At 72.2% G+C, this 25,235-nt stretch carries 23 protein-coding genes; 15 read left to right on the forward strand and 8 right to left on the reverse strand.

The features are described 5' to 3' along the window. Positions 1-194: 194 nt before the first annotated feature. The gene (locus tag AB0J06_RS22545; protein ID WP_357430993.1) at positions 195-884 is read right to left on the reverse strand and encodes a response regulator transcription factor; all 690 of its coding nucleotides are present in this window, start codon (positions 882-884) and stop codon (positions 195-197) included. A 74-nt stretch (positions 885-958) separates the two neighbouring features. Here AB0J06_RS22545 and AB0J06_RS22550 point away from each other — a divergent pair, with 74 nt between their 5' ends. After that, a complete protein-coding gene (locus AB0J06_RS22550) occupies positions 959-1,885 on the forward strand; it encodes an ADP-ribosylglycohydrolase family protein (RefSeq protein WP_357430996.1) in 927 nt (308 codons plus the stop codon). Positions 1,886-1,889: 4 nt separating this feature from the next. On the opposite strand, the gene AB0J06_RS22555 is transcribed toward AB0J06_RS22550, so the two are convergent. After that, positions 1,890-3,032: a class I SAM-dependent methyltransferase gene (locus tag AB0J06_RS22555; protein WP_357430998.1), complete on the reverse strand. Its 1,143-nt coding sequence runs from the start codon at positions 3,030-3,032 to the stop codon at positions 1,890-1,892. Positions 3,033-3,147: 115 nt separating this feature from the next. On the opposite strand from AB0J06_RS22555, the gene thrS reads away from it, so the two are divergent. The 3 genes from thrS (at position 3,148) to AB0J06_RS22570 (ending at position 6,903) form a co-directional block, all read left to right on the forward strand. Then, positions 3,148-5,148, forward strand: a complete 2,001-nt coding sequence (gene thrS, locus AB0J06_RS22560) for a threonine--tRNA ligase (RefSeq protein ID WP_357431000.1) — start codon at positions 3,148-3,150, stop codon at positions 5,146-5,148. A 140-nt stretch (positions 5,149-5,288) separates the two neighbouring features. Continuing rightward, positions 5,289-6,353 (forward strand): pectinesterase family protein, encoded by a 1,065-nt coding sequence (locus AB0J06_RS22565; protein ID WP_357431002.1) that lies wholly within the window; start codon positions 5,289-5,291, stop codon positions 6,351-6,353. Positions 6,354-6,432: 79 nt separating this feature from the next. Then, on the forward strand, positions 6,433-6,903 hold the full coding sequence (locus AB0J06_RS22570) for an HIT domain-containing protein (protein ID WP_357431070.1): 471 nt from the start codon (positions 6,433-6,435) through the stop codon (positions 6,901-6,903). Here AB0J06_RS22570 and AB0J06_RS22575 read toward each other — a convergent pair. Next, positions 6,900-7,385 (reverse strand): hypothetical protein, encoded by a 486-nt coding sequence (locus AB0J06_RS22575; RefSeq protein ID WP_357431004.1) that lies wholly within the window; start codon positions 7,383-7,385, stop codon positions 6,900-6,902. The genes AB0J06_RS22570 and AB0J06_RS22575 overlap by 4 nt on opposite strands. 139 nt (positions 7,386-7,524) lie before the next feature. Continuing rightward, positions 7,525-9,690: an elongation factor G-like protein EF-G2 gene (locus AB0J06_RS22580; RefSeq protein ID WP_357431006.1), complete on the reverse strand. Its 2,166-nt coding sequence runs from the start codon at positions 9,688-9,690 to the stop codon at positions 7,525-7,527. Between the two features lie 229 nt (positions 9,691-9,919). Here AB0J06_RS22580 and pgsA point away from each other — a divergent pair, with 229 nt between their 5' ends. From pgsA to AB0J06_RS22615, 7 genes are all read left to right on the forward strand, one after another. Continuing rightward, positions 9,920-10,549 carry a phosphatidylinositol phosphate synthase gene (gene pgsA, locus AB0J06_RS22585; protein ID WP_357431008.1) on the forward strand — a complete coding sequence of 210 codons (630 nt, stop codon included), beginning with the start codon at positions 9,920-9,922 and terminating at the stop codon, positions 10,547-10,549. Further along, positions 10,546-11,490, forward strand: a complete 945-nt coding sequence (locus tag AB0J06_RS22590) for a phosphatidylinositol mannoside acyltransferase (RefSeq protein WP_357431010.1) — start codon at positions 10,546-10,548, stop codon at positions 11,488-11,490. The genes pgsA and AB0J06_RS22590 overlap by 4 nt, the downstream gene beginning before the upstream one ends. Before the next feature lie 14 nt (positions 11,491-11,504). Then, positions 11,505-12,665, forward strand: coding sequence for a glycosyltransferase family 4 protein (locus AB0J06_RS22595; RefSeq protein WP_357431012.1), 1,161 nt, complete (start codon positions 11,505-11,507; stop codon positions 12,663-12,665). 34 nt (positions 12,666-12,699) lie between these two features. Continuing rightward, positions 12,700-13,200: a hypothetical protein gene (locus AB0J06_RS22600; protein WP_357431014.1), complete on the forward strand. Its 501-nt coding sequence runs from the start codon at positions 12,700-12,702 to the stop codon at positions 13,198-13,200. A 266-nt stretch (positions 13,201-13,466) separates the two neighbouring features. Continuing rightward, positions 13,467-14,381 (forward strand): pyridoxal 5'-phosphate synthase lyase subunit PdxS, encoded by a 915-nt coding sequence (gene pdxS, locus AB0J06_RS22605; protein WP_357431016.1) that lies wholly within the window; start codon positions 13,467-13,469, stop codon positions 14,379-14,381. A gap of 99 nt (positions 14,382-14,480) precedes the next feature. Then, entirely contained in the window at positions 14,481-15,077 is a 597-nt protein-coding gene (gene pdxT / locus AB0J06_RS22610) for a pyridoxal 5'-phosphate synthase glutaminase subunit PdxT (RefSeq protein WP_357431072.1), read from the forward strand. A 288-nt stretch (positions 15,078-15,365) separates the two neighbouring features. Next, positions 15,366-16,115 carry a YebC/PmpR family DNA-binding transcriptional regulator gene (locus AB0J06_RS22615; RefSeq protein ID WP_357431018.1) on the forward strand — a complete coding sequence of 250 codons (750 nt, stop codon included), beginning with the start codon at positions 15,366-15,368 and terminating at the stop codon, positions 16,113-16,115. A 19-nt stretch (positions 16,116-16,134) separates the two neighbouring features. On the opposite strand, the gene AB0J06_RS22620 is transcribed toward AB0J06_RS22615, so the two are convergent. Together AB0J06_RS22620 and AB0J06_RS22625 are read right to left on the reverse strand one after the other, a co-directional pair. Then, positions 16,135-16,806 carry a response regulator gene (locus AB0J06_RS22620; RefSeq protein ID WP_357431020.1) on the reverse strand — a complete coding sequence of 224 codons (672 nt, stop codon included), beginning with the start codon at positions 16,804-16,806 and terminating at the stop codon, positions 16,135-16,137. Next, positions 16,803-18,392, reverse strand: coding sequence for a sensor histidine kinase (locus tag AB0J06_RS22625; RefSeq protein ID WP_357431022.1), 1,590 nt, complete (start codon positions 18,390-18,392; stop codon positions 16,803-16,805). The genes AB0J06_RS22620 and AB0J06_RS22625 overlap by 4 nt, the downstream gene beginning before the upstream one ends. A 109-nt stretch (positions 18,393-18,501) precedes the next feature. Here AB0J06_RS22625 and AB0J06_RS22630 point away from each other — a divergent pair, with 109 nt between their 5' ends. Then, positions 18,502-19,887 (forward strand): cation:dicarboxylase symporter family transporter, encoded by a 1,386-nt coding sequence (locus AB0J06_RS22630; protein WP_357431024.1) that lies wholly within the window; start codon positions 18,502-18,504, stop codon positions 19,885-19,887. Positions 19,888-20,069: 182 nt separating this feature from the next. On the opposite strand, the gene AB0J06_RS22635 is transcribed toward AB0J06_RS22630, so the two are convergent. Further along, a complete protein-coding gene (locus AB0J06_RS22635; RefSeq protein ID WP_357431074.1) occupies positions 20,070-22,007 on the reverse strand; it encodes a helix-turn-helix domain-containing protein in 1,938 nt (645 codons plus the stop codon). Further along, entirely contained in the window at positions 22,007-22,804 is a 798-nt protein-coding gene (locus AB0J06_RS22640; protein WP_357431026.1) for a 3-hydroxybutyrate dehydrogenase, read from the reverse strand. The genes AB0J06_RS22635 and AB0J06_RS22640 overlap by 1 nt, the downstream gene beginning before the upstream one ends. A 178-nt stretch (positions 22,805-22,982) precedes the next feature. On the opposite strand from AB0J06_RS22640, the gene ruvC reads away from it, so the two are divergent. Genes ruvC through ruvB form a run of 3 tightly spaced genes read left to right on the forward strand, consistent with a single transcriptional unit; the run spans position 22,983 to position 25,164 of the window. After that, positions 22,983-23,510, forward strand: coding sequence for a crossover junction endodeoxyribonuclease RuvC (ruvC, locus tag AB0J06_RS22645; RefSeq protein ID WP_357431028.1), 528 nt, complete (start codon positions 22,983-22,985; stop codon positions 23,508-23,510). Further along, positions 23,507-24,109: a Holliday junction branch migration protein RuvA gene (gene ruvA / locus AB0J06_RS22650; RefSeq protein ID WP_357431030.1), complete on the forward strand. Its 603-nt coding sequence runs from the start codon at positions 23,507-23,509 to the stop codon at positions 24,107-24,109. The genes ruvC and ruvA overlap by 4 nt, the downstream gene beginning before the upstream one ends. Continuing rightward, positions 24,106-25,164 carry a Holliday junction branch migration DNA helicase RuvB gene (ruvB, locus tag AB0J06_RS22655; protein ID WP_357431032.1) on the forward strand — a complete coding sequence of 353 codons (1,059 nt, stop codon included), beginning with the start codon at positions 24,106-24,108 and terminating at the stop codon, positions 25,162-25,164. The genes ruvA and ruvB overlap by 4 nt, the downstream gene beginning before the upstream one ends. Positions 25,165-25,235 lie beyond the last annotated feature (71 nt).

Below are 25,235 nucleotides of genomic sequence, written 5' to 3' on the forward strand. Positions count from 1 at the left end.
AGGCGCAGCCGCCTTGCCGACCGCGGCCGGATCGGCGGTCACGGCGAGCGCCCCGGTGACCACGCCGCTGCGCCGGGCGGCGTCGGCCAGGGCCGCCTCGCGGGTGTCCTGCTGGAGCATCAGCCCGAGGGGTACGAGGAAGACCAGCGCCACGATGGAGGTCATGCCGGCCGCGAGGTAGGCCAGCGCCAGCCTCAGTCCGGTGCCACCAACCGGAAGCCGACCCCCCGCACGGTGCGCAGGTAGCGCGGCTTCGCCGCGGACTCGCCCATTTTGCGGCGCAGCCAGTACAGATGCACGTCGATGGTCTGATCCTCGCCGACCGATGGCTGTCGCCATACCTCCTCCAAGAGCTCCCGGCGGGACACTACCCGGCCCGGACGTGCGGCGAGATAGGCCAGTAGGTCGAACTCCTTGCGCGTCAGCGCCAGCGGCACGCCGTCCAGAAGCGCGCTGCGCTCACCGACGTCGACGCGCAGACCCCCGACCTCGTGCACGGCCGGCTGCACGGAGCGGCTGGCCCGGCCGGCCCGGCGCAGCACGGTGGTGATCCGCGCGTCCAGGTGGGCGCCGGTGAACGGCTTGACCATGTAGTCGTCGGCGCCGGCGCGCAGCAGCCGCACGACGGACTGCTCGTCGTCGCGCGCGGTCGCGATGATGATGGGTATGTCCGTGATGCCCCGCAGCATCCGCAACGCGTCGGCGCCATCGAGGTCGGGGAGACCGAGGTCGAGCACGACCAGGTCCGGGGTCTCCGCCGCGACCCGACGCAGCGCGTCAAGGGCGGTGCCGACGGCGTGCACGGCATGTCCGCGATCGGCCAGGGACCGCAGCATCGCGCCGCGCACGACATGGTCGTCCTCGACGAGAAGTACGGTGGCCATGCGAAGACCGTACTGCCCTTGGCAAGTCCGGTGCGTTGCGCCGACGGGCCGCGCTCGGGGATGATCGACGGGCGATGACGTTCACGCTGTACGACGACGCCCGTCTCGGTCTTGCCCGCGACAGCCTGACCGGCCTGTCGGTCGGCGACGCGCTGGGCGCGCAGTATTTCGTGCCGGGGCGGCCCGCCGCGCCGACCGGTGACGGGACCGCCGGGCTGCCCGATCCGGTGTGGGAGTGGACCGACGACAGCGAGATGGCCTTCTCGGTCTTCCGGATGCTCGCGTCGCGCGGGGCCATCGACCGCGACGAGCTGGCCATGTCGTTCGCCGAGCGCTGCGAGCCCTACCGCGGATACGGGCCGGGCGCCGTCACGATCCTGCGGCTGATCGGCTCCGGTACGCCCTGGCCGATCGCCGCGTCGACCGCCTTCGACGGGGAGGGCTCGTGCGGCAACGGCGCGGCGATGCGCGTCGCGCCCCTGGGCGCCTACTTCGCGGACTCCGCGCCGCACGCCGCCGCGCAGGCGATCGCCGCCTCCGAGGTGACCCACGCCCATCCGGAGGGAATCGCCGGTGCCGTCGCCGTCGCCGTCGCGGCGTCGCTCGCGGCGAAGGGCCGCCTCTCGGGGCACCGGGCGGCGCCCCGCGAGTTCATCGAGGTGGTCGCCGGAGCGCTCGACGCCGCCGGGCAGGTGCGTCGGGGTCTGGAGCGGGCGCTCACGCTGCTGGGACGCCCGCCCGGCGAGGCGGCGTACGAGCTGGGCAACGGGTCGGCGGCCACCGCCCAGGACACCGTGCCGTTCACGATCTGGCTCGCGGCCACCTTCCTCGACGACTACCCGGCCGCGATCCGGGCCTGTGTGGCGGCGGGCGGGGACATGGACACGACGGCGGCGATCGTCGGTGGCATCGTCGCGGCGCACACCGGGGTGGGGACGGCCGGCGGCGTGCCCGAGCGGTGGGTGGCGGCGCGGGAGCCGTTGCCGTCGTGGGTGGGTTGACGGGTCAGGGGCGGCGCAGCACCCAGCGGTACGCCTGGACCAGCCCGGTGTCGAAGCCGGCGGCCGAACCCCACAGGAAGAGCCGGAAGCGCCGGTAGAGCGGCTCCCCCCAGCGCTGCACGATGTCCTCGCGCGCCGCGTCGAGCCGGCGGCCCCACTCCCGGCAGGTGAGGTAGTAGTTGTGCCGGTCGTCGACGACGCTCAGCAGCTCGAACGGGGAACGCGCCACCTGACGCAGGTACTGGTGCAGGAGCAGCGGAGCGGAGCGGCCGGGATAGACGTAGCGCTTCATGAACGTCGAGGCGATGTGCTTGCGGCGCATCGCCAGCGCGTCGAGGTAGACGTGCCCTCCGGGACGGAGCAGCTCGGCGTACTTGCGCAGTGTCGTGCGGTAGTCGGGCAGATGCTCGGTGACGCCCATGTTGACGATCGCGTCGAACGGGCGGTCGGCGGTGAAACCGAAGATGTGCTCCCGGACCACCCGCACCGGCAACTGCTCCCGGGCGAAGAGTTCGGTCAGATAGCGCTCCGACTCGCGGGACAGCGTCGTGGTGGTGACCTGGAGCCCACGCCGTGCCGCGTGCTCGGCGAAGGCGCCCCACCCGCCCCCGACCTCCAGCACGCGGTCGCCGGGCTTGACCCCGATCGCGTCCAGCGCCAGGTCCATCTTGCGGGTCATCGCGTCTTCCAGCGGCTCGTCGTCGGCGGCGAAGACCCCTTCGGTGTAGCAGCGGTGGCGGGTGTCGAGGAAGGTCAGGAAGAACTCCGACTCCTCGTCGTAGTGGTGCGAGATCGCGCGCCGGTCGTCCTCCTTGCCGCCGCGCAGCAGGGCGGGCCCGAAGCGGGAGACCCAGGCGAGCGGGTGGAAGTCGGTGAAGAACGCGCGCATCCGCAGCGCCGCGGCGAGGTCGCCGTCGACGTCGAGCCACCCCTGCAGGTAGGCGACCGCGACGGCGAACTGGTCGAGGGCGGCGAGCGCCTTGGCCCCGCGTGCGTCGGTGACCCGGATGGTGAACTGCGGTTCGCCGGCGCCGAACAGGTGGGCCGGCCCACCGGCCGGGGCCACGGCGAACGGCACCGGCGGTCGCGCGGCGAAAAACGCGTCGTACCTGCGCTGCAGGACGGCAACCATGTCCGAAGGTCCCACGGCGACAATCTAACGCCGTGGCCGCGTCCGCGGCAGCAGTAGAAACCAGGACCGATAGCATCGGGAAGCTGAACATCCGGCATCGCCGGGAATCGTCCGAATCAAAGGAGTCATCGTGTCCGCACCCCGTACCTCCGCCGTGGCCGACTCCGTCGTCGTCCCGGCCGGGACGACGGCGGCCGACGCGGTGGCCGCGGCGGGCCTGCCCACCAGCGGCCCGAAGGCGATCGTCGTGGTCCGCGACCCCGAGGGGCGCCTGCGCGACCTCGACTGGTGCCCGGAGGCCGAGGTCAGCGTCGAACCCGTGCCGATGGATTCGCCGGACGGGCTCAACGTGCTGCGTCATTCGACCGCCCACGTCCTCGCCCAGGCCGTCCAGGACGTGTTTCCCGAGGCCAAGCTCGGTATCGGTCCGCCCATCGAGAACGGTTTCTACTACGACTTCGACGTGGCGAAGCCGTTCCAGCCGGAGGATCTCGGCAAGCTCGAGAAGCGGATGCAGGAGATCATCAAGTCCGGGCAGCGGTTCCGCCGCCGGCGCTTCGCCAACCTCGACGAGGCGAAGGCGGAGCTCGCCGACGAGCCGTACAAGCTGGAGCTCGTCGACGTCAAGGGCGAGGGGTTCGACGCCGGCGAGGTCATGGAGGTCGGCGGCGGCGAGCTGACCATCTACGACAACCTCGACGCCGAGTCGGGCAAGACCTGCTGGTCCGACCTGTGCCGGGGCCCCCACCTGCCCACCACCCGCTTGATCGGCGCGTTCAAGCTGATGCGCAGCGCCGCGGCCTACTGGCGGGGGTCGGAGAAGAACCCGCAACTGCAGCGGGTGTACGGCACCGCCTGGCCGACGCGGGACGCGCTGAAGGCGTACCTGAAGCTCCTGGAGGAGGCCGCCCGCCGCGACCACCGCAAGCTCGGCGCGGACCTCGACCTGTTCAGCTTCCCCGACGAGCTGGGCTCGGGGCTGGCGGTCTTCCACCCCAAGGGCGGGATCATCCGCCGGGAGATGGAGAACTACTCGCGCATCAAGCACGAGCAGGCCGGCTACTCGTTCGTCAACACGCCGCACATCACCAAGGGCAACCTGTACGAGGTCTCCGGCCACCTCGGCTGGTACGCCGACGGCATGTTCCCGCCCATGGAGATGGAGGGCGCGAAGTACTACCTGAAGCCGATGAACTGCCCGATGCACGACCTGATCTTCCGGTCGCGCGGGCGGTCCTACCGCGAGCTGCCGCTGCGGATGTTCGAGTTCGGCACGGTCTACCGGTACGAGAAGTCCGGCGTGGTGCACGGCCTGACCCGGGTGCGGGGCATGACGCAGGACGACGCGCACATCTTCTGCACGGAGGAGCAGATGGCGGGCGAGCTGAAGTCCCTGCTGCAGTTCGTGCTCGAGCTGCTGCGCGACTACGGCCTGGAGGACTTCTACCTGGAGCTCTCCACCCGCAACCCGGAGAAGTCGGTCGGCACCGACGAGAACTGGGAGAAGGCCACCGAGGCGCTGCGCTCCGCAGCGGAGGAGTCCGGTCTCACCCTGGTGCCCGACCCGGGCGGCGCGGCGTTCTACGGCCCGAAGATCTCGGTGCAGGCCAAGGACGCGATCGGGCGGACCTGGCAGATGTCGACGATCCAGGTCGACTTCAACCTGCCCGAACGGTTCGAGCTGGAGTACTCGGCGACCGACGGGACGCGGCAGCGGCCGGTGATGATCCACCGGGCGCTCTTCGGCTCGATCGAGCGCTTCTTCGGCGTGCTCACCGAGCACTACGCCGGGGCGTTCCCGGCCTGGCTGGCGCCGGTGCAGGTGGTCGGCATCCCGATCCGGGACGAACACGCCGCATACCTCGACACGTTCGTGGCGTCGCTGCGCGGGGAGGGGATCCGCGCCGAGGTGGACGCCTCCGACGACCGGATGCAGAAGAAGATCCGTACGGCGCAGCAGCAGAAGATCCCGTTCATGGTGATCGCCGGCGACCAGGACGCGGCCGACGGCACGGTTTCGTTCCGCTACCGGGACGGGTCGCAGCGCAACGGGGTGCCGCTGGCCGAGGCGGTCGCGCACGTGACCGAGGTGGTCCGGTCCCGCACGAACGTCGGCCCCTCCGCGGAGTGACGTAACGAAGGGCCCCGCCGCTGTCGCTTCCGCGATAGCGGCGGGGCCCTTCCGTGTGCGCGACGATTGACGGGCGTCGTTGTGGGCAATAGGCTCTGCGTCAATTGGAAAGCCCTTTCCTTGGCTGGGAGTGGTAGCGGATGCGACGCAGGGTCCTCTTCACGGCGGGCATCGCCGCCGCGACCACCGCTGCCCTTCCCGGGGTCGCCACCGCGTCCGCCCGGTCCGCGCACGGACGGCCCCGCCGGCACGTCGTCGTCGCGGACGACGGGAGCGGAGACGTCGCCAGCGTGCAGGCCGCGGTCGACGCCGTCCCCGCCGGCAACGACACGCCCTTCGCCATTCTGATCAAGCCCGGGGTCTACCACGGCCAGGTCACCGTTCCCGTCGACAAGCCGCTCATCGCCTTCTGCGGGCTGGGGCGCGACCCCGGCGACGTGATCATCACCGACGATCGCGCCAACGGCACCCCGAAGCCCGGCGGCGGCACCTGGGGCACCTCCGGCAGCGCGTCCGTGACCATCTCCGGCGACGACGTCACCGCCCGCAACCTCACCTTCGCCAACTCCTTCGACGAGGCGGGACACCCCGAGATCACCAACCGTCAGGCCGTCGCCGTGCTCACCCGCGCCGACCGACTCGTCTTCGAGCATGTCAGGTTCCTGGCCAACCAGGACACCCTCTACGTCAACAGTCCGGACGTCGCCACCGTCAGCCGCGCGTACTTCCGCGGGTGCTACGTCGAGGGCGACGTGGACTTCATCTTCGGCCGCGGCACCGCCGTCCTCGACCGGTGCGAGATCCGCTCGCTGGACCGCGGCTCCACCACCAACAACGGGTACGTCACCGCGGCCAGCACCGACGTCGGCAACCCGTACGGCTTCCTCATCGCCGGCTGCCGCCTGACCGGGACGACGCTTCCCGGCACCGTCTCCCTCGGCCGCCCCTGGCACCCGGGCAACGACCCCCGCGCGAGCCCCCAGACCGTGATCCGCGACAGTCACCTCGGCGCGCACATCGCCGCCGCGCCCTGGACCGACTTCGGCACCTGGCCGTGGCGCGACGCCCGCTACGCCGAGTTCGCCAACCGGGGCCCCGGCGCGGGGAGTGGACCCGACCGTCCCCAACTGACGCCCGAGCAGGCGGCGACGCTGACCCGGCGCGCGTACCTCGCCGGTGCGGACGGGTGGAATCCGGTGCGGTGACCGTAGGATCGTCGGCGTGACAGCGCACGCGGAGACCGGCACCCCCGACGGGCTGGAGCGGCTCTGGACGCCGCACCGGATGAGCTACATCTCCGGCGAGGACCGCCCCGCCGAGGGATACGAGAAGCCCACCGGCTGCCCGTTCTGCCTCGCCCCCGACCGGATCGACGACAATCTCGTGGTGGCCCGCGGCGAGCGGGTCTTCGCGGTCCTCAACCTCTACCCGTACAACCCCGGGCACCTGCTCGTCTGCCCCTACCGCCACGTCGCCGACTATTCCGAGCTGGACGAGGCCGAGACCGCCGAGCTGGCGGTCTTCACCCAGACCGCGATGCGGGTGATCCGGCGGGTCAGCAGCGCGCACGGCTTCAACATCGGGATGAACCAGGGTGGCGTCGCCGGCGCGGGCATCGCCGCCCACCTGCATCAGCACGTGGTGCCGCGGTGGGGCGGCGACGCCAATTTCATGCCGGTGATCGGTCGGACGAAGGTGCTGCCGCAGTTGCTCACCGACACCCGTGACCTGCTCGCCGGGGCGTGGCACGGCTAGTCCGCGTTGATGACCGTCAACAGCTCGGGCCAGCTCTCCACCCGCCGCACGGTCGGCAGGTGCTCGGCGTGGGCCCGCACCTCCGTGTCGTTCGGCCGGAACAGGAAGCGGTGCGGCACGGTCGTCAGGTAGCCCAGCACCTCCAGCCGGTCGTCGATGAAGTGCGTCAACCCGAGCCGCGCGACGATCGGCGCCTTCTCCGGCCGCGTACGGCAGAAGTGCACCCGCTCCGCGGGCACCCCCGTCCGGTCGTGGAAGTCGTGGTGCGCGAGCCACTCCCGCGTGTGGTTCGCGGTCTGCTCGCCGCACTTCGAGACCAGGTGGACCCGGCCGTCGAAGCGCTCGACCAGCGTGGCGATCGCCTCGAACACCCCCGGCATCGCCGGCGTGGCCAGGTAGTTGTCGCCGAAGAACGACGTGTCCGCGTCGTCGTCGGTGGGCTGGATGATGACGCCCCCGATGTCCACTCCGAGCTGTTCCATGGCACCGATCATGACGTCCGCCGGGCCGGAGCGCACCGCGGGTCGATCGAAGTACGTCTCCGATCGACCCGCGGTCCGCCCTTCAGCGTGGGTGAAGAACTCCGTGGCCGACGTCGCCGCAGCCGTGGCGCCGCTGTGGTCAGTGACCGGTACGGGCGAGATGCGCGGCGCTGGCCTGGTCGGCCAGGTGCGTCGGCATCGGCTCGTAGCGGATGAACGACCGCCGGAACGTGCCCGCGCCCGAGGTCATCGAGCGGAGCTCCACGGCGTAGCGGACCAGCTCGGTGGCGGGCACCTCGGCCCGGATCAGGGTGCGCTCGCCGGTCTCGTCGGGCTCGGTACCCAGCACCCGCCCACGCCGCCCGGACATGTCGCTCATCACCGCGCCGACGAAGGAGTCGGAGATCCGGATCGTGATCTCGTCGACCGGCTCCAGGAGGGTCACCTGCCCCTTGTCGGCGGCGTCGCGCAGCGCCAGCGCCCCGGCGGTCTGGAACGCGGCGTCGGAGGAGTCGACGCTGTGCGCCTTGCCGTCGAAGAGTGTCACCCGCAGATCCACCACCGGGTAGCCGGCGACCAGCCCTCGCTCCATCTGGGCGCGCACGCCCTTCTCCACCGAGGCGATGTAGTTGTGCGGCACCGCGCCGCCGACGACCTTGTCCACGAACTCGAAGCCGGCGCCCGGGGGCAGCGGCTCCACCTCGATGTCGCAGACCGCGTACTGGCCGTGCCCGCCGGACTGCTTCACGTGCCGGCCGTGCCCCTTGGAGGCGGCCGTGAACGTCTCGCGCAGCGCGACCCGCACCGGCTCGGTCTGCAACTCGACGCCGCCGCCGCGGAGCCGGTCGAGCACCACGTCGGCGTGCGCCTCGCCCATGCACCAGAGGACCAACTGGTGGGTCTCGGCGTTGCGTTCGAGCCGCATCGTCGGATCGCCGGCGACGAGCCGGGAGAGGTTCTTGGCCAGCGCGTCCTCGTCGGCGCGGGTGGCGGCGACGATCGCCACCGGCAGCAGCGGCTCGGGCATCTCCCAGGGGGCGATGAGCAGCGGCTGCTCCTTCGTCGAGATCGTGTCGCCGGTCTCCGCGCTCCCCGACTTGGTGATCGCGCAGATGTCGCCCGCGACGCAGTACGGCACCTCGCGCAGAGTCGCCCCGAGCGGCGAGTAGACGTGCGCGATGCGCTCGTCGGCGTCGTGGTCGGGGTGACCGCGCTCGATCATCCCGTGCCCGGAGACATGGACGGTGAGATCGGGGCGGAGCGTGCCGGAGAAGACCCGGACCAGGGACACCCGTCCGACGTGCCGGTCGATGGTGGTCTTGACCACCTCCGCGACGAGGGGCCCCTGCGGGTCACAGGTCAACGGGGGCCGGGGCGAGCCGTCGACGCCGGTGATGACGGGCAGGTCGTGCTCCAGCGGAGAGGGGAAGGCCGCGGTCAGCACCTCGAGCAGGGCGTCGAGCCCGACGCCGGTCTCGGCGCAGACCGGCACCACCGGGTAGAAGTGCCCCCGGGCGACCGCCCGCTCCAGATCCTCGATGAGGACGGAGACCTCGATCTCCTCCCCGCCGAGGTAGCGGTCCATGAGCGTCTCGTCCTCGCTCTCCGCGATGATCCCCTCGATCAGCTCGTCGCGGGCCTCCTCGATCGCCGGCAGGTGCTGGGGGTCGGGTTCCCGCACCTGCGGCGGGTAACCCTCGGAGTAGTCGAAGACCCGCTGGGTGATCAGCCCCATCAACCCGACGGTGGAGACGCCGTCGTCGCCGAGCATCGGCAGGTAGAGCGGGAGCACGTTGTCGCCGAAGACCCGCTGGCAGAGGGCGACCGTCTCGTCGAAATCGGCGCGCTGGTGGTCCAGCCGGGTCACCGCCACGGCGCGCGGCATGCCGACCGAGGCGCACTCCTCCCAGAGCGTGACGGTGGCCGCGTCCATGCCGTCGACCGCGCCGACCACGAACAGAGCGGCGTCCGCGGCGCGTAGCCCGGCCCGGAGTTCGCCGACGAAATCGGCGTAGCCGGGGCTGTCGAGCAGGTTGACCTTCACCCCGGCGTGCATCACCGGCGCGCAGGCGAGGGCGACGGAGCGCTGTTGCCGTACGGCGGCGGGGTCGTGGTCGCAGACCGTCGTGCCCTCGGTGACCGCGCCGGCCCGGCCGACCGTCCCGGTCACCTCGAGCAACGCCTCGACGAGGGTCGTCTTACCGGCGCCGGAGTGGCCTACCACCACCACGTTGCGGACCCTGCCGGGCTCGTCCACCACCGGCGCGGGGCCGGTGACTCCCTTCTCCTGACTTTTCTGCGCCATCGGCGCACCTCCTAGCCGGTGGATGGTGGGGCGGTTCCGCGGATGGGCCGCGGCGACATCGTCAGGTGTGCCGTCCGGTTTTCGTTAACGTGAAGTGTGCGGGGGTGAGGTAGCTCACGTCCCTGTTGCGATCCCACACCCGCGACGCGCCGTACACAACCCCGATGCGGGAAGTAGGGGAGACCGGCCGTTCGGTTGGCGGTGGGCCGCCCGTTATCGTGGGACCGCCATGGCGAAGATCTTCAGAGTGTCGGCCCGGGCCGGAATGACCCGGGTGGTCGAACCCGTCGCCCGGCGCCTGCTGCGTATGGGGGTCTCCCCGAACGCGGTCACGGTGACCGGGACCATCGGTGTGCTCGTCGGCGCGCTCGGCTTCGGCGCCCGCGGACACCTCATCACCGGCCTCGTGATCGTCACCCTCTCGGCCCTCACCGATCTGCTCGACGGCACCATGGCCCGGATGTCCGGGGGGTCGACGCCGTTCGGCGCCTTCCTGGACTCCAGCATGGACCGGGTCGCCGACGCGGCGATCTTCGGGGCGGTCACCTACTGGCTCGCGGTCACCGGCCACCACTGGGGGGCGATCGCGGGGATGATCTGCCTGACCGCCGGGCAGATCGTGTCGTACGTGAAGGCCCGCGCCGAAGGTCTCGGCATGACCTGCAACGTCGGGATCGCCGAGCGGCCCGAGCGGCTGATCACCGTCGGCGTCGGCGGGCTGCTCAGCGGCCTGCACCTGGACTGGGGGCTGCCCGCCGCGCTCTGGGTGCTGGCCGCCCTGTCGGTGGTCACCGTCGCGCAGCGCATCCTGCACGTCTACCGCCAGGCGCAGGCGACGACGCAGGGCGCGGACGCGTGAACCTGGTCGAGGTGGGCTACGGGGCCGCCTGGCGTGTCGTACGCGCCCTGCCGGGCCCGCTGGCGGCCGCGGCCTTCCGCGTCGGCGCGGACCGTGCGCACCGCAAGGGCGGCCGGGGTGTCGACCGGCTCGCCGCCAACCTGCGCCGGGTGGTCGGTCCCGATCTGCGGCCCGCGCAGTTCGACACGCTGGTCAGAGACGGTTTGCGGTCGTACGCCCGGTACTGGATGGAGGCGTTCCGGCTTCCGTCCCTGTCGCGCGAGGAGATCCTGCGCAGCTTCCGGCTGGAGGGCGCGGACCTGCTGGCCGAGGATGTGGCGACGGGGCGCGGCGCAGTGGTGGCGCTGCCGCACGCCGGCAACTGGGACGCCGCGGGCGCGTGGGTGGCGGCGATGGGCTGGCCGCTGACCACGGTGGCGGAGCGGCTCAAGCCCGAAGGGGTCTACCGGCGGTTCCTGGCCTTCCGCGAGCGTCTCGGCATGGAGATCATCCCGACCGAGGGGGGCGAGCGGCCCCCGTTCGACCTGCTCGCCGATCGGGTCGCCGCGGGCCACGTGGTGCCGTTGCTGGCCGACCGTGACCTGTCGGCCCGCGGGGTGGAGGTCACGTTCTTCGGCGGTAGAACCCGGATGCCCGCCGGTCCGGCGCTGCTCGCCCTGCGCACCGGCGCGCCGCTCTACGTCGCGTCGATGTGGTACGAAGCGGACGCCGCCTGCGGTCGCCTGGAGGGGCCGCTGACGGTGCCCGGTGCGGAGAGTGGTCCGCTCAACGAGCGCGTGCGGGCGCTCACCCAGCAGATCGCCGACCTCCTGGCGGCCGGCATCGCCCGGCATCCGGAGGATTGGCACATGCTGCAACGCATGTGGCTGGACGATCCGGGGCAGCCGGTCCGGGCGGCAGGCTCTGCGACGTCGCCGGCAGCGACATCCGAGCCGGCCTGAGGGGGAGGGGCGCTGTGCGGATCGGCATCGTCTGCCCGTACTCCTTCGATGTTCCGGGCGGCGTGCAGAACCACATCATGGATCTGGCCGAGGCGCTGATCTCCCTCGGTCACGAGGTCAGCGTGCTGGCGCCGGCCGACGAGGATTCCCCGCTGCCGCCCTACGTGGTGGCCGCCGGCCGGTCGGTGCCCTTCCCCTACAACGGCTCGGTCGCCCGGATCACGTTCGGTCCGGTCTCCACCGCGCGGGTGCGCCGGTGGCTCGCCCGCGGCGAGTTCGACGTGCTGCACGTGCACGAGCCCTTCGTGCTCAGCCTCTCGCTGCTCGCGGTCCTCTCCGCGCGCGGGCCGGTGGTGGCGACCTTCCACACGGCGATGACGCGGTCCCGCGCGCTGACCGCGGCCCAGGGGGTCCTGCAATTGGTGCTGGAGCGGATCACCGCGCGGATCGCGGTCAGCGCGCTGGCCCGCAAGGTGCAGGTGGAGCATCTCGACGGCGGGGCGGTGGAGATCCCCAACGGGGTCGCGGTGACGAAGTTCGCGCAGGCCACGCCGATGCCGGGTTGGCCGGGGGAGTGCGGCGTCGGGCACGGCGGCGCGCTCGGCTTCCTGGGGCGCTTCACCGAGCCGCGCAAGGGTTTCGAGATCCTGCGCGACGCGTTCGTGCCCCTGGCCCGACAGCGGCCCGGCCTGCGGCTGCTGGTCGCCGGTCCGGGCGACCGCGACGACCTCTTCAAGGGCGTCCCCGCGGACCTGCGCGACCGGATCGTCTTCCTCGGCCTCGTGTCGGAGGAGGACAAGGCGCGCATGCTGCGCAGCGTCGACCTCTACGTGGCGCCCAACACGGGGGGCGAGTCGTTCGGGATGATCCTCACCGAGGCGATGGCGGCCGGTGCGACGGTGGTCGCCAGCGACCTGGACGCCTTCCGTCGGGTCCTCGACGGGGGCCGGGCCGGGCAGCTCTTCCCGACCGGTGATGCGGCCGCGCTGCAGCGGACCCTCGCCGAGCTCCTGGACGATCCCGGGCGCCGCGCCGCGCTCGCCGCGCACGCCCGACAGGCGGTGACCGCGTTCGACTGGCCGGCGGTCGCGCGGCGGGTTCTGGAGGTCTACGCGACCGCCGTCGAGGCGACCGACGGCCGGGTGCTGGACCAGGAGTGGGTGGAGCCACGTTGATCGGGCACGCCAGCGGTCACGCCGCGGCACTACGATGCCGGGAATGTGGTGGGTGGTTGGCGTGGTCGCCGTGGTCGTCGCGGTGTCGACGTACCTGACGTGGACGGCGGCTCGGGTCGACCGGCTGCACGAGCGGGTGGCGGCGGCGGGACGGGGCCTCGACGCGCATCTGCTGCGCCGTGCGGCCGCCGCGGCGGTGCTCGCCGAGGAGCGTTACGCCGTGGAGCTCTACGCGGCGGCGCGGATCGCGCTGGATGCCGAGCCCGAGGAGCGGGAGGCGGCGGAGAACGATCTGACCCGCCAACTGCGGACGACCGCGCTCGGCGGCGAGGACCCGGCGGCCGCGGCGGTGGTCGCGGCGAGTCGCCGGCTGGCGCTGGCCCGGCAGGTGCACACCGACCTGGTCCGCGACGCGCTCTCCGCGCGGCGCCGACCGATCGTGCGGCTGCTGCGGATGGCCCGCAAGCACGAGCGCCCGCGCTACTTCGATGTCGACGACCCTACGGTGGCGGTCGAGGAGCTCCGGGTGGCGTGAGCGGGGCCCGGCTGGGTGCGCACCGGCCCGGCACGCCCCGTCGGCGCGGCACGCCCGGTCGGCGCGGCACGCCCGGTCGGCGCGGCACGCCCCGTCGGCGCGGCACGCCCCGTCGGCGCGGCACGCCCGTGCGGCGGAGCGCGGGCGGGTGAGCCGGGCCACATCGCAGGCCACCGGGGGGTTGATTGGCTCTCGGATGGGGTCCAATCCCGGCGTAGCATCGGGAAAACATCCCGTCCAGAACGCCGTTGAGGAGCCAGAACACCGTGTCCGAGACCACTGAGCAGCCCACCACCGCACCGGTCACCGGCACCCACCGCGTCAAGCGTGGCATGGCCGAGATGCTCAAGGGCGGTGTGATCATGGATGTGGTCACGCCCGACCAGGCGAAGATCGCCGAGGACGCGGGTGCGGTCGCGGTGATGGCCCTGGAGCGCGTGCCGGCCGACATCCGCGCCCAGGGTGGCGTGTCGCGGATGAGCGACCCCGACATGATCGACGGGATCATCAGCGCCGTCTCGATCCCGGTGATGGCCAAGGCCCGCATTGGCCACTTCGTCGAGGCGCAGGTGCTGCAGGCGCTCGGCGTCGACTACGTCGACGAGTCCGAGGTGCTCACCCCGGCCGACTACGCCAACCACATCGACAAGTGGGCGTTCACCGTCCCCTTCGTCTGCGGTGCGACCAACCTGGGCGAGGCGCTGCGCCGGATCACCGAGGGCGCGGCCATGATCCGCTCGAAGGGTGAGGCCGGCACCGGTGACGTCTCCAACGCCACCACCCACATGCGCAGGATCCTGGGCGAGATCCGCCGGCTCACCTCGCTGGCCGACGACGAGCTCTTCGTCGCGGCCAAGGAGCTGCAGGCGCCGTACGACCTGGTCAAGGAGATCGCGACGACCGGCAAGCTGCCCGTCGTGCTCTTCACCGCCGGTGGCATCGCCACCCCGGCCGACGCCGCGATGATGATGCAGCTCGGCGCCCAGGGCGTCTTCGTCGGCTCGGGCATCTTCAAGTCGGGCAACCCGGCGCAGCGCGCGGCCGCGATCGTGAAGGCGACCACCTTCTACGACGACCCGGAGATGCTGGCCAAGGTGTCGCGCGGGCTGGGCGAGGCGATGGTCGGCATCAACGTCGACGACATCCCCGTCCCGCACCGCCTCGCCGAGCGCGGTTGGTGACCCCCTCTTTTCGTTGATCATGGGCATACGCGCCATCCGGCTGCCCGGAATGTCGCGCGTATGCCCATGATCAACGCGTACCAGGAAGGAACGCGTACGATGATCATCGGCGTGCTCGCGCTGCAGGGCGATGTCCGCGAACACCTGCACGCGTTGACGGAGTGCGACGCGCAGGCCCGTCCGGTGCGCCGCCCCGCGGAGTTGGAGAGCGTCGACGCCCTGGTGATCCCGGGCGGCGAGTCGACCACGATGAGCAAGCTCGCCGCGGAGTTCGACCTCCTCGACCCGATCCGCAAGCGGATCGCGGGCGGCATGCCCGCGTACGGCTCCTGCGCCGGCATGATCATGCTGGCCACGAACGTCCTCGACGGCCGACCCGACCAGCGCGGCTTCGACGGCATCGAAATGACCGTGCGGCGCAACGCGTTCGGCCGGCAGGTCGACTCGTTCGAGTCGCCGGTGGAGATCGACGGCATCGAGGGCGACCCGTTCCACGCCGTCTTCATCCGGGCGCCCTGGGTCGAGTCGGTCGGCGCCGACGTGGAGGTGCTCGGCCAGGTGACCACCGGCGAGGCGGCCGGACGGATCGTCGCGGTACGCCGGGGCGACGTGCTCGCCACCTCGTTCCACCCCGAGCTCACCGGCGACCTGCGCCTGCATCGCTACTTCGTCGATCTCGTGCGCAACGCGGCCTGACCTGCGCGGATCGACCGCGTCCGCCGCTCGTGCCCCGGGTCCGGGCATGCGGCGGCGCGCGTCGTTGTTGACCGTAGGGACAATCAGCCCGAGAATCGCTGGATCCACCCCGGAAGCACTCCGGAAGAGGGGCGCGGCGTCGTTGGCGCCGCCGCCGGTAGGATTGTCGCGGTTCGGCAGGGCAATCTGCTCGCCATCGCCTTCCGCCCATCATCCGCCGGAGACGTGCCTGTGCGCCGGTTCTTCGCGGGAAGGGCGCGGGCGACCACGGAAAACGACGGAGGGCTCATGTCCGGCCATTCAAAATGGGCGACGACGAAGCACAAGAAGGCGGTCGTCGACGCCAAGCGCGGCAAGATGTTCGCCAAGCTGATCAAAAACGTCGAGGTCGCGGCGCGGATCGGCGGCGGCGACCCGACCGGCAACCCGACGCTCTACGACGCCATCCAGAAGGCGAAGAAGAGCTCGGTCCCCAACGACAACATCGACCGCGCCGTCAAGCGCGGGTCCGGCCTCGAGGCCGGGGGCGCCGACTGGCAGACCGTGATGTACGAGGGATACGGCCCCAACGGCGTGGCGCTGCTGATCGAGTGCCTGACCGACAACCGCAACCGCGCGGCCACCGAGGTGCGCACGGCGCTCACCCGCAACGGCGGGTCGCTCGCCGACGCCGGCTCGGTCTCCTACATGTTCTCCCGCAAGGGCGTCGTCATCGTGCCGAAGGCGAACCTCTCCGAGGACGACGTGCTCCTCGCGGTTCTCGACGCCGGCGCGGAGGAGGTCAACGACCTCGACGAGGCGTACGAGGTGGTCTCGGAGCCCGGCGACCTCGTCGCCGTGCGGACCGCGCTGCAGGAGGCCGGGATCGACTACGAGTCGGCCGAGTCGTCGCTGATCCCCAGCGTCAACGTCCCGCTCGACGAGGACGGCGCGCGCAAGGTGTTCAAGCTGATCGACGTGCTCGAGGACTGCGACGACGTGCAGAACGTCTACGGCAACTTCGACGTGAGCGACGAGATCATGGAGGCCGTCGGCTGATCCGGGTCGACCGGACGACTCAGACCGGTCGGTACTCCACCTCCGGTCGGCCCGGCGTGCCGTACCGCGGCGTGCGTACCACCCGCCCGATCTCCGCCAGGTGTTCCAGGTAGCGACGGGCCGTCACCCGTGAGGTGCCGGTCCGGCTCGCGACCTCGGCGGCGGAGAGGCCCGGGCGGGCGCGCAGCGCGGCCAACACCACGTCCAGCGTCTCCGCGCCGAGCCCCTTCGGCAGCGTGGCGTGCGCCGGGCTGCGCAGCGTGGCGAACATCCGGTCCACCTCGTGCTGCGCGGCCACCTCACCCTCGGCCGACACCTGCCGGCGGTACTCGGCGTAGCGCTCCAGCTTGTCGCGGAACGCGGCGAAGGTGAACGGCTTGAGCAGGTAGTGGGTGACGCCGAGGGCGACCGCCGCGCGGACCGTCGCCAGGTCGCGCGCGGAGGTGACGGCGAGGACGTCGGCGGTGCTGCCGGCGGCCCGCAGGGCCCGGCACACGTCCAGGCCGTGCAGGTCGGGCAGGCGGAAATCCAGCAGTACGAGGTCGGCGGTGTCGCCGCGCAGCGCGGCCATCGCCGACCGGGCGGTGTGCACGACGCCCACCACGGTGAAGCCCGGCACCCGTTCGGTGTACGCCCGGTGGGCCTCGGCGAGCAGCGGCTCGTCCTCCACCACCAGCACGCGGATGGTCACGCCCCGGACCTTTCCCCGATCGGCAGCCGCACGGTGAACAGCGTGCCACCTCCGCTGCGGGCGTCGACCGCAGACCGGCCACCGTGCCGGGCGACGACCTGTCCGACCAGCGCCAGTCCCAGGCCCCGGCCGCTGGACTTGGTCGACCAGCCGCGCCGGAACGCGTCGGTGACCCGGCCCGGGTCCAGCCCCGGTCCGGTGTCCGCGACGCGGACGACGACCTCGCCCCCCGCGGTCCCCACGAACACCGTGACGCGACGCGGCGCCTCGGTCCCGGCGACCGCCTCCAGGGCGTTGTCCACGAGGTTGCCGACGACGGTGAGCAGATCGCCGCTGGGCAGGAAACCCTCCTCGAGCCGGGACTCCGGGTCTATCACCAGTTCCACGCCGCGCTCGCCGGCCTGCGCCGACTTGCCGAGCAGCAGCGCGGCGAGCGCCGGTTCGGTGACCGCGCCGACCACCTGGTCGGTGAGCTGCTGGGCGAGGGTCAGTTCCTCGGTGGCCAGCCGTACCGCCTCGTCGGCGCGGCCGAGCTCGACGAGGGTGAGGACGGTGTGCAGCCGGTTCGCGGACTCGTGCGCCTGCGAGCGGAGCGCCTCGCTCAATCCGCGCACGGAGTCCAGCTCGCCGGCGAGGGCGCGGAGCTCGGTGTGGTCGCGCAGCGTCAGCACGGTGCCGAGCGGGCGCCCCTCGAACAGCGTCGTCTGCTGGTTGGCGACGAGCACCCGGTCGTGGGCGAGCACCGGCTCGTCGTGGGTAGGGCGCCCCGAGTCGAGCAGTTCGGCGACGGCGGGCGGAAGGGCCAGCCCGCCGACGGGCCGGTCGTGCAGCTCCGTGTCCGGCGCGAGCCCCAGCAGCCGCCGCCCCTCGTCGTTCACCAGCGCCACCCGGCGGTCCGGGTCCATCACGACCAGCCCCTCGCGTACGGAATGCAGCACGGCGTCGTAGTACTCGTACATCCGGGTCATCTGGGCGGGTCCGAGTCCGTGCGTCTGGCGACGGAGCCGGCGGCTGAGCAGCCAGGAGCCGGCGCCGGCGAGCGCCAGCGCGGCGGCGGTCGCGGCGAGCAGGACGGGTGTCTGCCGGAGCAGCTTGCGGTTGATCGCCTCGGTGGTGATGCCGACCGAGACGAGGGCGACGACCCGGCCGTCGGTGGCGCGCACGGGCACCACCGCGCGGACCGATTCGCCGAGGGTGCCGACGTTGGTCTCGGTGAAGGGGCGCCCGGCGAGGGCGGGACCGACGGTGCCGACGAACGGCTGGCCGATCCGGGTCGGGTCGGGGTGGGTGTAGCGGGTGCGGTCGGGGGCCATCACCACGACGAAGTCGGTGGCGGTGGCGTGCCGGGTGGCCTCGGCGTACGGCTGCAGCGCCCGGGCCGGGTCGGCGGAGCGGACCGCGGCGCGGACATCGGGGGAGCGGGCGAGGGTCTCGGCGACGGCGAGCACCTCCTCGCGCGCGCTCTGCCGGGCGTCCGCGCGGGCGAGGAACACGGCGCCGAGCGTGCCCGCGCCGACAAGCAGCGTGACCACGACGACCTGCAGGGCGAAGAGTTGCCCGGCGATGCTCCAGCGGCGTACGGACATGGGTTCCAGTGTCGCGCGTGGGGCGGGCCATGTTTCGTCCCGAAGTCGCAGCGGTGAACAGAATGAACGCAATGGTGCGGTTCGGTGAGATGCAACCCACAGTCGCGGTATGGAAAGCCACCCCCCCGTCCCGCGCCCCCGGCGGGATCGAACGCATTACCTCTACGTCCTGGTGATCGTCGCCGTGCTCGCCGGGATCACCCTGGGGTTCGCCGCGCCGGACGTGGCCAAGGAACTCAAGCCGCTCGGCACGGGCTTCGTCGCGCTGATCAAGATGATGATCAGTCCGGTCATCTTCTGCACGATCGTGCTCGGCGTCGGGTCCGTCCGGCAGGCCGCGAAGGTCGGCAAGGTCGGCGGCCTGGCGCTCGGCTACTTCCTGACGATGTCGACCGTCGCCCTCGCGATCGGTCTGGTCGTCGGCAACCTCATCCAGCCCGGATCCGGGCTGAACCTCAGCGCGGAGGTCGCGGGCCAGGGGCAGAAGCAGGTGAGTGGCGGCAGCGAGGGGACGGTCGACTTCCTGCTCGGGATCATCCCGACCTCGCTGCTCTCCGCGCTCACCGAGGGCGAGGTGCTGCAGACGCTGCTCGTGTCGCTGCTGGTCGGCTTCGCCGTGCAGGCCATGGGCACCCGGGGGGAACCCGTTCTGCGGGCGGTCGGGGTGGCCCAGCGGCTGGTCTTCAAGATCCTGTCGATGATCATGTGGCTGGCGCCGATCGGCGCGTTCGGCGCGATGGCCGCGGTGGTCGGCGCGACCGGTCTCGACGCGCTCAAGAGCCTGGCCCAGATCATGGTCGGGTTCTACGTCACCTGTCTGATCTTCGTGGTGGTCTTCCTCGGCCTGTTGCTGTGGGCCTTCGCGCGGGTCTCGATCTTCTCGCTGCTGCGCTATCTCGGCCGGGAGTTCCTGCTCATCCTCTCGACGTCGTCGTCGGAGTCGGCGCTGCCGCGCCTGATCGCCAAGATGGAGCACTTCGGGGTGAGCAAGCCGGTCGTCGGCATCACCGTCCCGACCGGCTACTCCTTCAACCTCGACGGCACCGCCATCTACCTCACGATGGCCTCGCTCTTCGTCGCCGACGCGATGGGCAAGCCGCTGGCGATCGGCGAGCAGATCTCGCTGCTCGTGTTCATGATCATCGCTTCCAAGGGCGCCGCCGGCATCACCGGCGCGGGACTCGCGACGCTCGCCGGTGGCCTGCAGAGCCACCGCCCCGACCTGGTCGACGGGGTCGGTCTGATCGTGGGCATCGACCGCTTCATGTCCGAGGCGCGCGCGCTGACCAACTTCGCCGGCAACGCGGTGGCCACCGTGCTCGTCGGCACCTGGACGGGGGAGTTCAACCGGGAACAGGCGCGGTCGGTGCTCGCGGGTGAGCGGCCGTTCGACGAGCGCACGATGCTCGACGACGAGCAGGGGGAGCCGGACGAGGCCACCCCCGCCGTCCCCGGCGCACGCACCGCGACGGACCCGCTCCCGACCAAGGTCTGACGTACGTCCAGGAATCCACCGGCCGCCCCGCCGATCAGGGACGTCCCGGCCGATCAAGGGATGATGCGCACGGTTTGATCTTTATCCGTGTGAATATGGCCTTGATCGACTGGAAAGTCCGCGGTCGGCGGGGCGCTGGCGTGGGTGCGGGCGGGGGCGGGGAGCCCGGACCGGCGGGCGGGTCAGTGGTCGGTGGGGGCGCTGAGGCGGTGCAGGCGCAGTGCGAGCTGCACCTCCAGGGCCCGCTCCGGCTTCTGCCAGTCGGACCCCAGCAACTGCCCGACCCGGTCCAGCCGCTGCGTCACCGTGTTGACGTGCACGTGCAGCAGCTCGGCGGCGCGTGCCAGGCTCCCACCCACCCCGAAGTACGCCTCCAGCGTCTTGACCAGCGCCGTGCCCCGTCGTGCGTCGTAGTCGACCACGGGACCCACGGTGCCGGTCAGAAAGCGGGCCACGTCGCGGTCGCCCGCTTCGCCGACCGCGCCGAGCAGCAGGCCGACGAAGCCGAGCTCGCCCGTACTCGCGCCCTGCCCCCGCCGACCGAGCGCCGCCAGCGCCGTCAGACAGCGGTCCGCCTCCCGGAACTCGCGCGCCAACGACGACGGCCCACTGGATGGTCCGCTCGCCCCGGCCGTCACCGGGCGGCCCGTCACCCGGGACAGGTCGCGGACCACCGCCCGCGCCGCGCCGCCCGCGTCCTGGCCCGGCAGCATCAGCACCACCCGCCCGTCGCGCGCCGCGGCCAGCCCACCCCGCGTCCACGCGTACGTGGTCGCCCACGACGCCACCCGCTGCCGCGCCGATCCGCTGCCGGCGACCGCCTCGTCGCCGACCGCCACCAGCACGTGCGGCGCGTCCAGGTCGACGCCGAGGCGCCGCGCCCGGCCGCGCAGCGACTCGATGTCGCGCACCGGCCGGGCGATCAGGTCGTCGAGCAGTTCGCCGCGGACCCGCCCCTCGGCCTCGGCGACGGTCCGGCGGAAGAGCAGCAGCAGCGCGGTCACCAGCGAGCCCCGCTCGAGGATGCGCTGATCCGCGTCGACCAGCTCATGGTCGGGGCGCAGCACCAGCGCCCCGAGATTCTCCGCACCGGCCACCACCGCGGCGTACCAGAGCGAACCCCGACGTACGCTGCGCCCCTCGGCGCGGGACGCGGCGACGGCCTCCACGATGGCCGACCGGTCCGGCTCGTCGATCTCGCCCACCCGCGCCAGCCGCCGTCCGTCGGCGTCGAGCGCGAGGAGCGCCCCGCCGAGTACGTCGGTGATCGCGGCCGCCACGTCCTCCACCCCGCCGCCACGCAGCACCAGCGACGTCATCCGGTCGTGTGCCGCCGCGGCCCGCTCAACGGAGGCGCTGTGCGCCTGGATCGTGGCGTTGGCCGAGGAGAGCTCCGCGAGCGCCGCCCGGGTCTCGACGAGCAGCCGGGCGGTGTCGAGGGCGACCGCGGCGTGCGCGGCGAGCGACACCAGCAACGCGACCTCCTCCGGTGCGAACGGCCGGGCCGAGCGGTTGGCGGCGAACAGCACGCCGATGACGGTCGACCCGAGCCGCAGCGGCACCCCGAGAATCGCGACGAGCCCCTCCTCGGTCACCCCCGCGTCGATCTCGCCGGTGTGCTGGAAGCGCTCGTCCTCGGGGTAGTTGGCGGTGGCGTACGGGGTGCCGGTCTGCGCGACCAGGCCGCCGAGCCCCGCCCCCATGGGCAGCCGGAGCCGCTGGAACCGGGCGGAGATCGAACCGTCGGTCACCCGCATGTACGTGTCGCCGCGTGCCTCGTCGTTGAGCGTCATGTAGGAGACGTCGGTGCCGAGCAGGTGCCGGGCGCGGTGCGCGATGGCCCGCAGCACGGCATCGACGTCGCGCAACCCCGCCAGGTCGCTCGCCGTGTCGTACAGGCCGGAGAGCTCGACCTCGCGGCGCCGGCGCCGTCCGAGCAGCGCGCGGACCCGCAGCGCCACCACCTTGGCCTGTTCGAGCTCGGCCAGGCGCTCGGCCGAGGCGCCGCCCGCCCGCGCGGCCACGAGCGGCCCCTCGAACTCCACCGCCGCGGCTTCGCGTGCGAGTAGTTCGAGGAACTCGACGGGTGACGACATGTCGCTCATTGTGCGCGACGCGATCAGTTCGCGGTCCAACCGCCGTCGACGGCGATCGACGTGCCGGTGATGAACGACGCCGCCGGCGAGCAGAGGTACGCCATCAGCTCGGCGATCTCCGCGGGCTCGATGAGCCGCTTGATCGCCGCCCGGCCGAGCATGATCTTCTCCACGACCTCGCTCTCCGGGATGCCGTGGCTGGCGGCCTGCGCCGCGATCTGCCCCTCGACGAGCGGGGTGCGCACGTACGCGGGGTTGATGCAGTTGGCGGTGACGCCGTGGGCCGCACCCTCCAGCGCGATCACCTTGGAGAGGCCTTCCAGGGCGTGCTTCGCGGAGACGTACGCCGACTTGAACGCGGAGGCGCGCAACCCGTGAACGGACGAGATGTTGATGATCCGACCCCACCCGCGGGCGTACATGTGCGGCAGGGTGCGGCGTGCGATCAGGAACGGCGCCTCGACCATCACCTTCTGGATGTAGGCGAACCGCTCGGCGGGGAAGTCCTGCACCGGCGAGACGTGCTGCAGGCCGGCGTTGTTCACGACGACATCCACCCCGGTGTCGGAGATGCCCGTGTCGAGGCACTCCATCGCGCCCGGCCCGGCCAGGTCGACCCCGACGGCCCGCCCGCCGGTCTCGGCGGCGACCCGCCGCGCCGCCTCGAGGTTGCGATCGACCACGATCACCGCCGCCCCCGCCGCGGCGAGGCGGAGGGCGCAGGCCCGGCCGATGCCGCTGCCGCCGCCGGTGACCAGCGCGGTGCGGCCCGACAGGTCCAGGTGTACGACGTGGGGGACCGCCCCGGATTGTGCCGTCATGGCGCATGAAGCTACGAGTCATCCGACCCGCAACACATGGGTGGGGGACACATACTCCACGGCGAATCTGTGTGGCCGGCGTCGCTCGGGACGCGGGCGTGTCGCCGGTGGGCGCCCTGAGCCGCCAGGCTAGGGTGTCGAACACACGTACGTGCTGGTGGCAGGGGAGGGGGCGGGCGTGCGCGTCCTCGGTGTCGATCCAGGGCTGACCCGGTGCGGGGTCGGGGTGGTCGAGGGTGTGCCCGGTCGCCCGTGCACGCTCATCGGCTACTACGTCATCTACACGGATCCCAACGACGATCTTCCGCTCCGCCTGGTGCACCTGGACCGGTCGCTGACCGACCTGATCGCCGAGCACCGGCCGGAGAGCGTCGCGGTGGAGCGGGTCTTCGCCCAGCACAATGTCCGTACGGTGATGGGCACCGCGCAGGCCAGCGGGATAGCCGTGCTCGCCGGCGCGCGCGTCGGTCTGCCCGTGGAGACCTACACCCCGAGCGAGGTCAAGGCGGCGGTGACCGGCTCCGGCCGCGCAGACAAAGCGCAGGTCACGTCGATGGTGACCCGCCTGTTGCGGCTCGACGCGCCGCCCCGGCCGGCCGACGCCGCCGACGCGCTGGCGCTGGCCATCTGTCACATCTGGCGCGGCGGGACCCGCGCCCGGCTCGCCGCCGCCCAGGCCGCCGTACGACGAGGAGGAGCGAGATGATCGCCAGTGTTTCCGGTGTGGTCGCCGCCGTCTCGTCCGACGGCGCCGTGATCGAGGTCGGCGGGGTCGGCCTGGCCGTGCAGTGCGCGCCGGGCACCCTCGCGAACCTGCGGCCGGGTGCGCCGGCCCGGCTCGCCACCAGTCTGGTGGTCCGGGAGGACTCGCTGACCCTCTACGGCTTCGCCGACGACGACGAGAAGCGCCTCTTCGAACTGCTGCAGACGGCGAGCGGGGTCGGCCCGAAGGTGGCGCAGGCGGTGCTCGCCGTGCACACGCCGGAGACGGTGCGCAGGGCGATCGCGGGCGGCGACACCGCCACCCTGACCCGCGTGCCGGGGATCGGCAAGAAGGGCGCCGAGCGGCTGGTGCTGGAGTTGCGCGACCGGATCGGGCCGGTCGCGGTGGGACCGGACGGCGCGGCCGGCGTGCTCGCCGGCGCCTGGCACGACCAGGTACGCCAGGCGCTGATCGGCCTCGGCTGGAGCGGGGCGCAGGCCGATCAGGCCGTGGCGGCGGTGGCGGAGACCGTCGACGGTGCGACCCCGGCGGTCCCGGTCCTGCTGAAGCAGGCGATCCGGCTGTTGGGTAAGACGCGATGAGCGACCCGGAAGGGCTGGTCTCGGCGTACGCGAGCGACGCCGAGCTCGACGCGGAGGCGAGTGTCCGGCCGAAGCGGCTGGCGGAGTTCATCGCGCAGCACCGGGTGCGCGACCAGCTCGACCTGCTGCTGCGCGGTGCGATGGGGCGGGGCGCGCCCCCGGACCACATCCTGCTCAGCGGTCCGCCCGGGTTGGGTAAGACCACCTTGGCCAATATCGTCGCCGCCGAGCTCGGATCGAGCATCCGGGTCACCAGCGGCCCGGCGATCGAACGCTCCGGCGACCTCGCCGCGATCGTGACCAGTCTCGCCGAGGGCGACGTGCTGTTCATCGATGAGATTCACCGGATCGCGAAGCCGGCGGAGGAGCTGCTCTACAGCGCCATGGAGGACTTCCGGGTCGACGTGATCGTCGGCAAGGGTCCGGGAGCGACGGCGATTCCGCTCGATGTCGAGCCGTTCACGCTGGTCGGCGCGACGACCCGGTCCGGGTTGCTGACCGGTCCGATGCGCGACCGTTTCGGCTTCGTCGCCCACCTCGATTTCTACGCCCCCGCCGACCTGGAGGCGCTGTTGCACCGTTCGGCGCGGATCCTCGGCGTGCCGATCACGGATGACGGCGCGGTGGAGATCGCCAGCCGGTCGCGGGGCACCCCCCGTATCGCCAACCGGCTGCTGCGCCGGGTGCGCGACTTCGCGGAGGTGCGCGCCGACGGGGTGGTCACGCTGGAGACCGCCCAGGCGGCGCTGCGGGTCTACGACGTCGACGAGCTGGGCCTGGACCGGCTGGACCGCGCGGTGCTCACCGCGCTGGTCGACTCGTTCCGCGGCGGGCCGGTCGGGCTCTCGACGCTCGCGGTGGCGGTCGGCGAACAGCCGGACACGGTGGAGGAGGTGTGCGAGCCGTTCCTGGTGCGCGCGGGGCTGCTCGCGCGGACGCCGCGAGGGCGGGTGGCCACCGAGGCGGCGTGGCATCATCTGGGGCGTACCCCGCCGAGCGGCACGTTCGGTGCGGGTGCCGCACGCGGTCCGGACCTGTTCTCCACGGAGCCCTAGTCATCCGTGATCCGAACGTGATCTGTGCCGCATTCGGTGTTCACAGGCGCAGCGATTAGACTCGCCGCGGT

Source organism: Micromonospora sp. NPDC049679 (assembly GCF_040659735.1).
Classification (GTDB): domain Bacteria; phylum Actinomycetota; class Actinomycetes; order Mycobacteriales; family Micromonosporaceae; genus Micromonospora_I.

Bases quoted from the DNA above. Each gene is read 5' to 3' on its own strand.
- AB0J06_RS22545 (WP_357430993.1), bottom strand. From the start codon at position 884: ATGGCCACCGTACTTCTCGTCGAGGACGACCATGTCGTGCGCGGCGCG.
- AB0J06_RS22550 (WP_357430996.1), top strand. From the start codon at position 959: ATGACGTTCACGCTGTACGACGACGCCCGTCTCGGTCTTGCCCGCGAC.
- AB0J06_RS22565 (WP_357431002.1), top strand. From the start codon at position 5,289: ATGCGACGCAGGGTCCTCTTCACGGCGGGCATCGCCGCCGCGACCACC.
- AB0J06_RS22570 (WP_357431070.1), top strand. From the start codon at position 6,433: ATGAGCTACATCTCCGGCGAGGACCGCCCCGCCGAGGGATACGAGAAG.
- AB0J06_RS22575 (WP_357431004.1), bottom strand. From the start codon at position 7,385: ATGGAACAGCTCGGAGTGGACATCGGGGGCGTCATCATCCAGCCCACC.
- AB0J06_RS22580 (WP_357431006.1), bottom strand. From the start codon at position 9,690: ATGGCGCAGAAAAGTCAGGAGAAGGGAGTCACCGGCCCCGCGCCGGTG.
- pgsA (WP_357431008.1), top strand. From the start codon at position 9,920: ATGGCGAAGATCTTCAGAGTGTCGGCCCGGGCCGGAATGACCCGGGTG.
- AB0J06_RS22600 (WP_357431014.1), top strand. From the start codon at position 12,700: ATGCCGGGAATGTGGTGGGTGGTTGGCGTGGTCGCCGTGGTCGTCGCG.
- pdxT (WP_357431072.1), top strand. From the start codon at position 14,481: ATGATCATCGGCGTGCTCGCGCTGCAGGGCGATGTCCGCGAACACCTG.
- AB0J06_RS22615 (WP_357431018.1), top strand. From the start codon at position 15,366: ATGTCCGGCCATTCAAAATGGGCGACGACGAAGCACAAGAAGGCGGTC.
- AB0J06_RS22625 (WP_357431022.1), bottom strand. From the start codon at position 18,392: ATGTCCGTACGCCGCTGGAGCATCGCCGGGCAACTCTTCGCCCTGCAG.
- AB0J06_RS22630 (WP_357431024.1), top strand. From the start codon at position 18,502: ATGGAAAGCCACCCCCCCGTCCCGCGCCCCCGGCGGGATCGAACGCAT.
- AB0J06_RS22640 (WP_357431026.1), bottom strand. From the start codon at position 22,804: ATGACGGCACAATCCGGGGCGGTCCCCCACGTCGTACACCTGGACCTG.
- ruvA (WP_357431030.1), top strand. From the start codon at position 23,507: ATGATCGCCAGTGTTTCCGGTGTGGTCGCCGCCGTCTCGTCCGACGGC.
- ruvB (WP_357431032.1), top strand. From the start codon at position 24,106: ATGAGCGACCCGGAAGGGCTGGTCTCGGCGTACGCGAGCGACGCCGAG.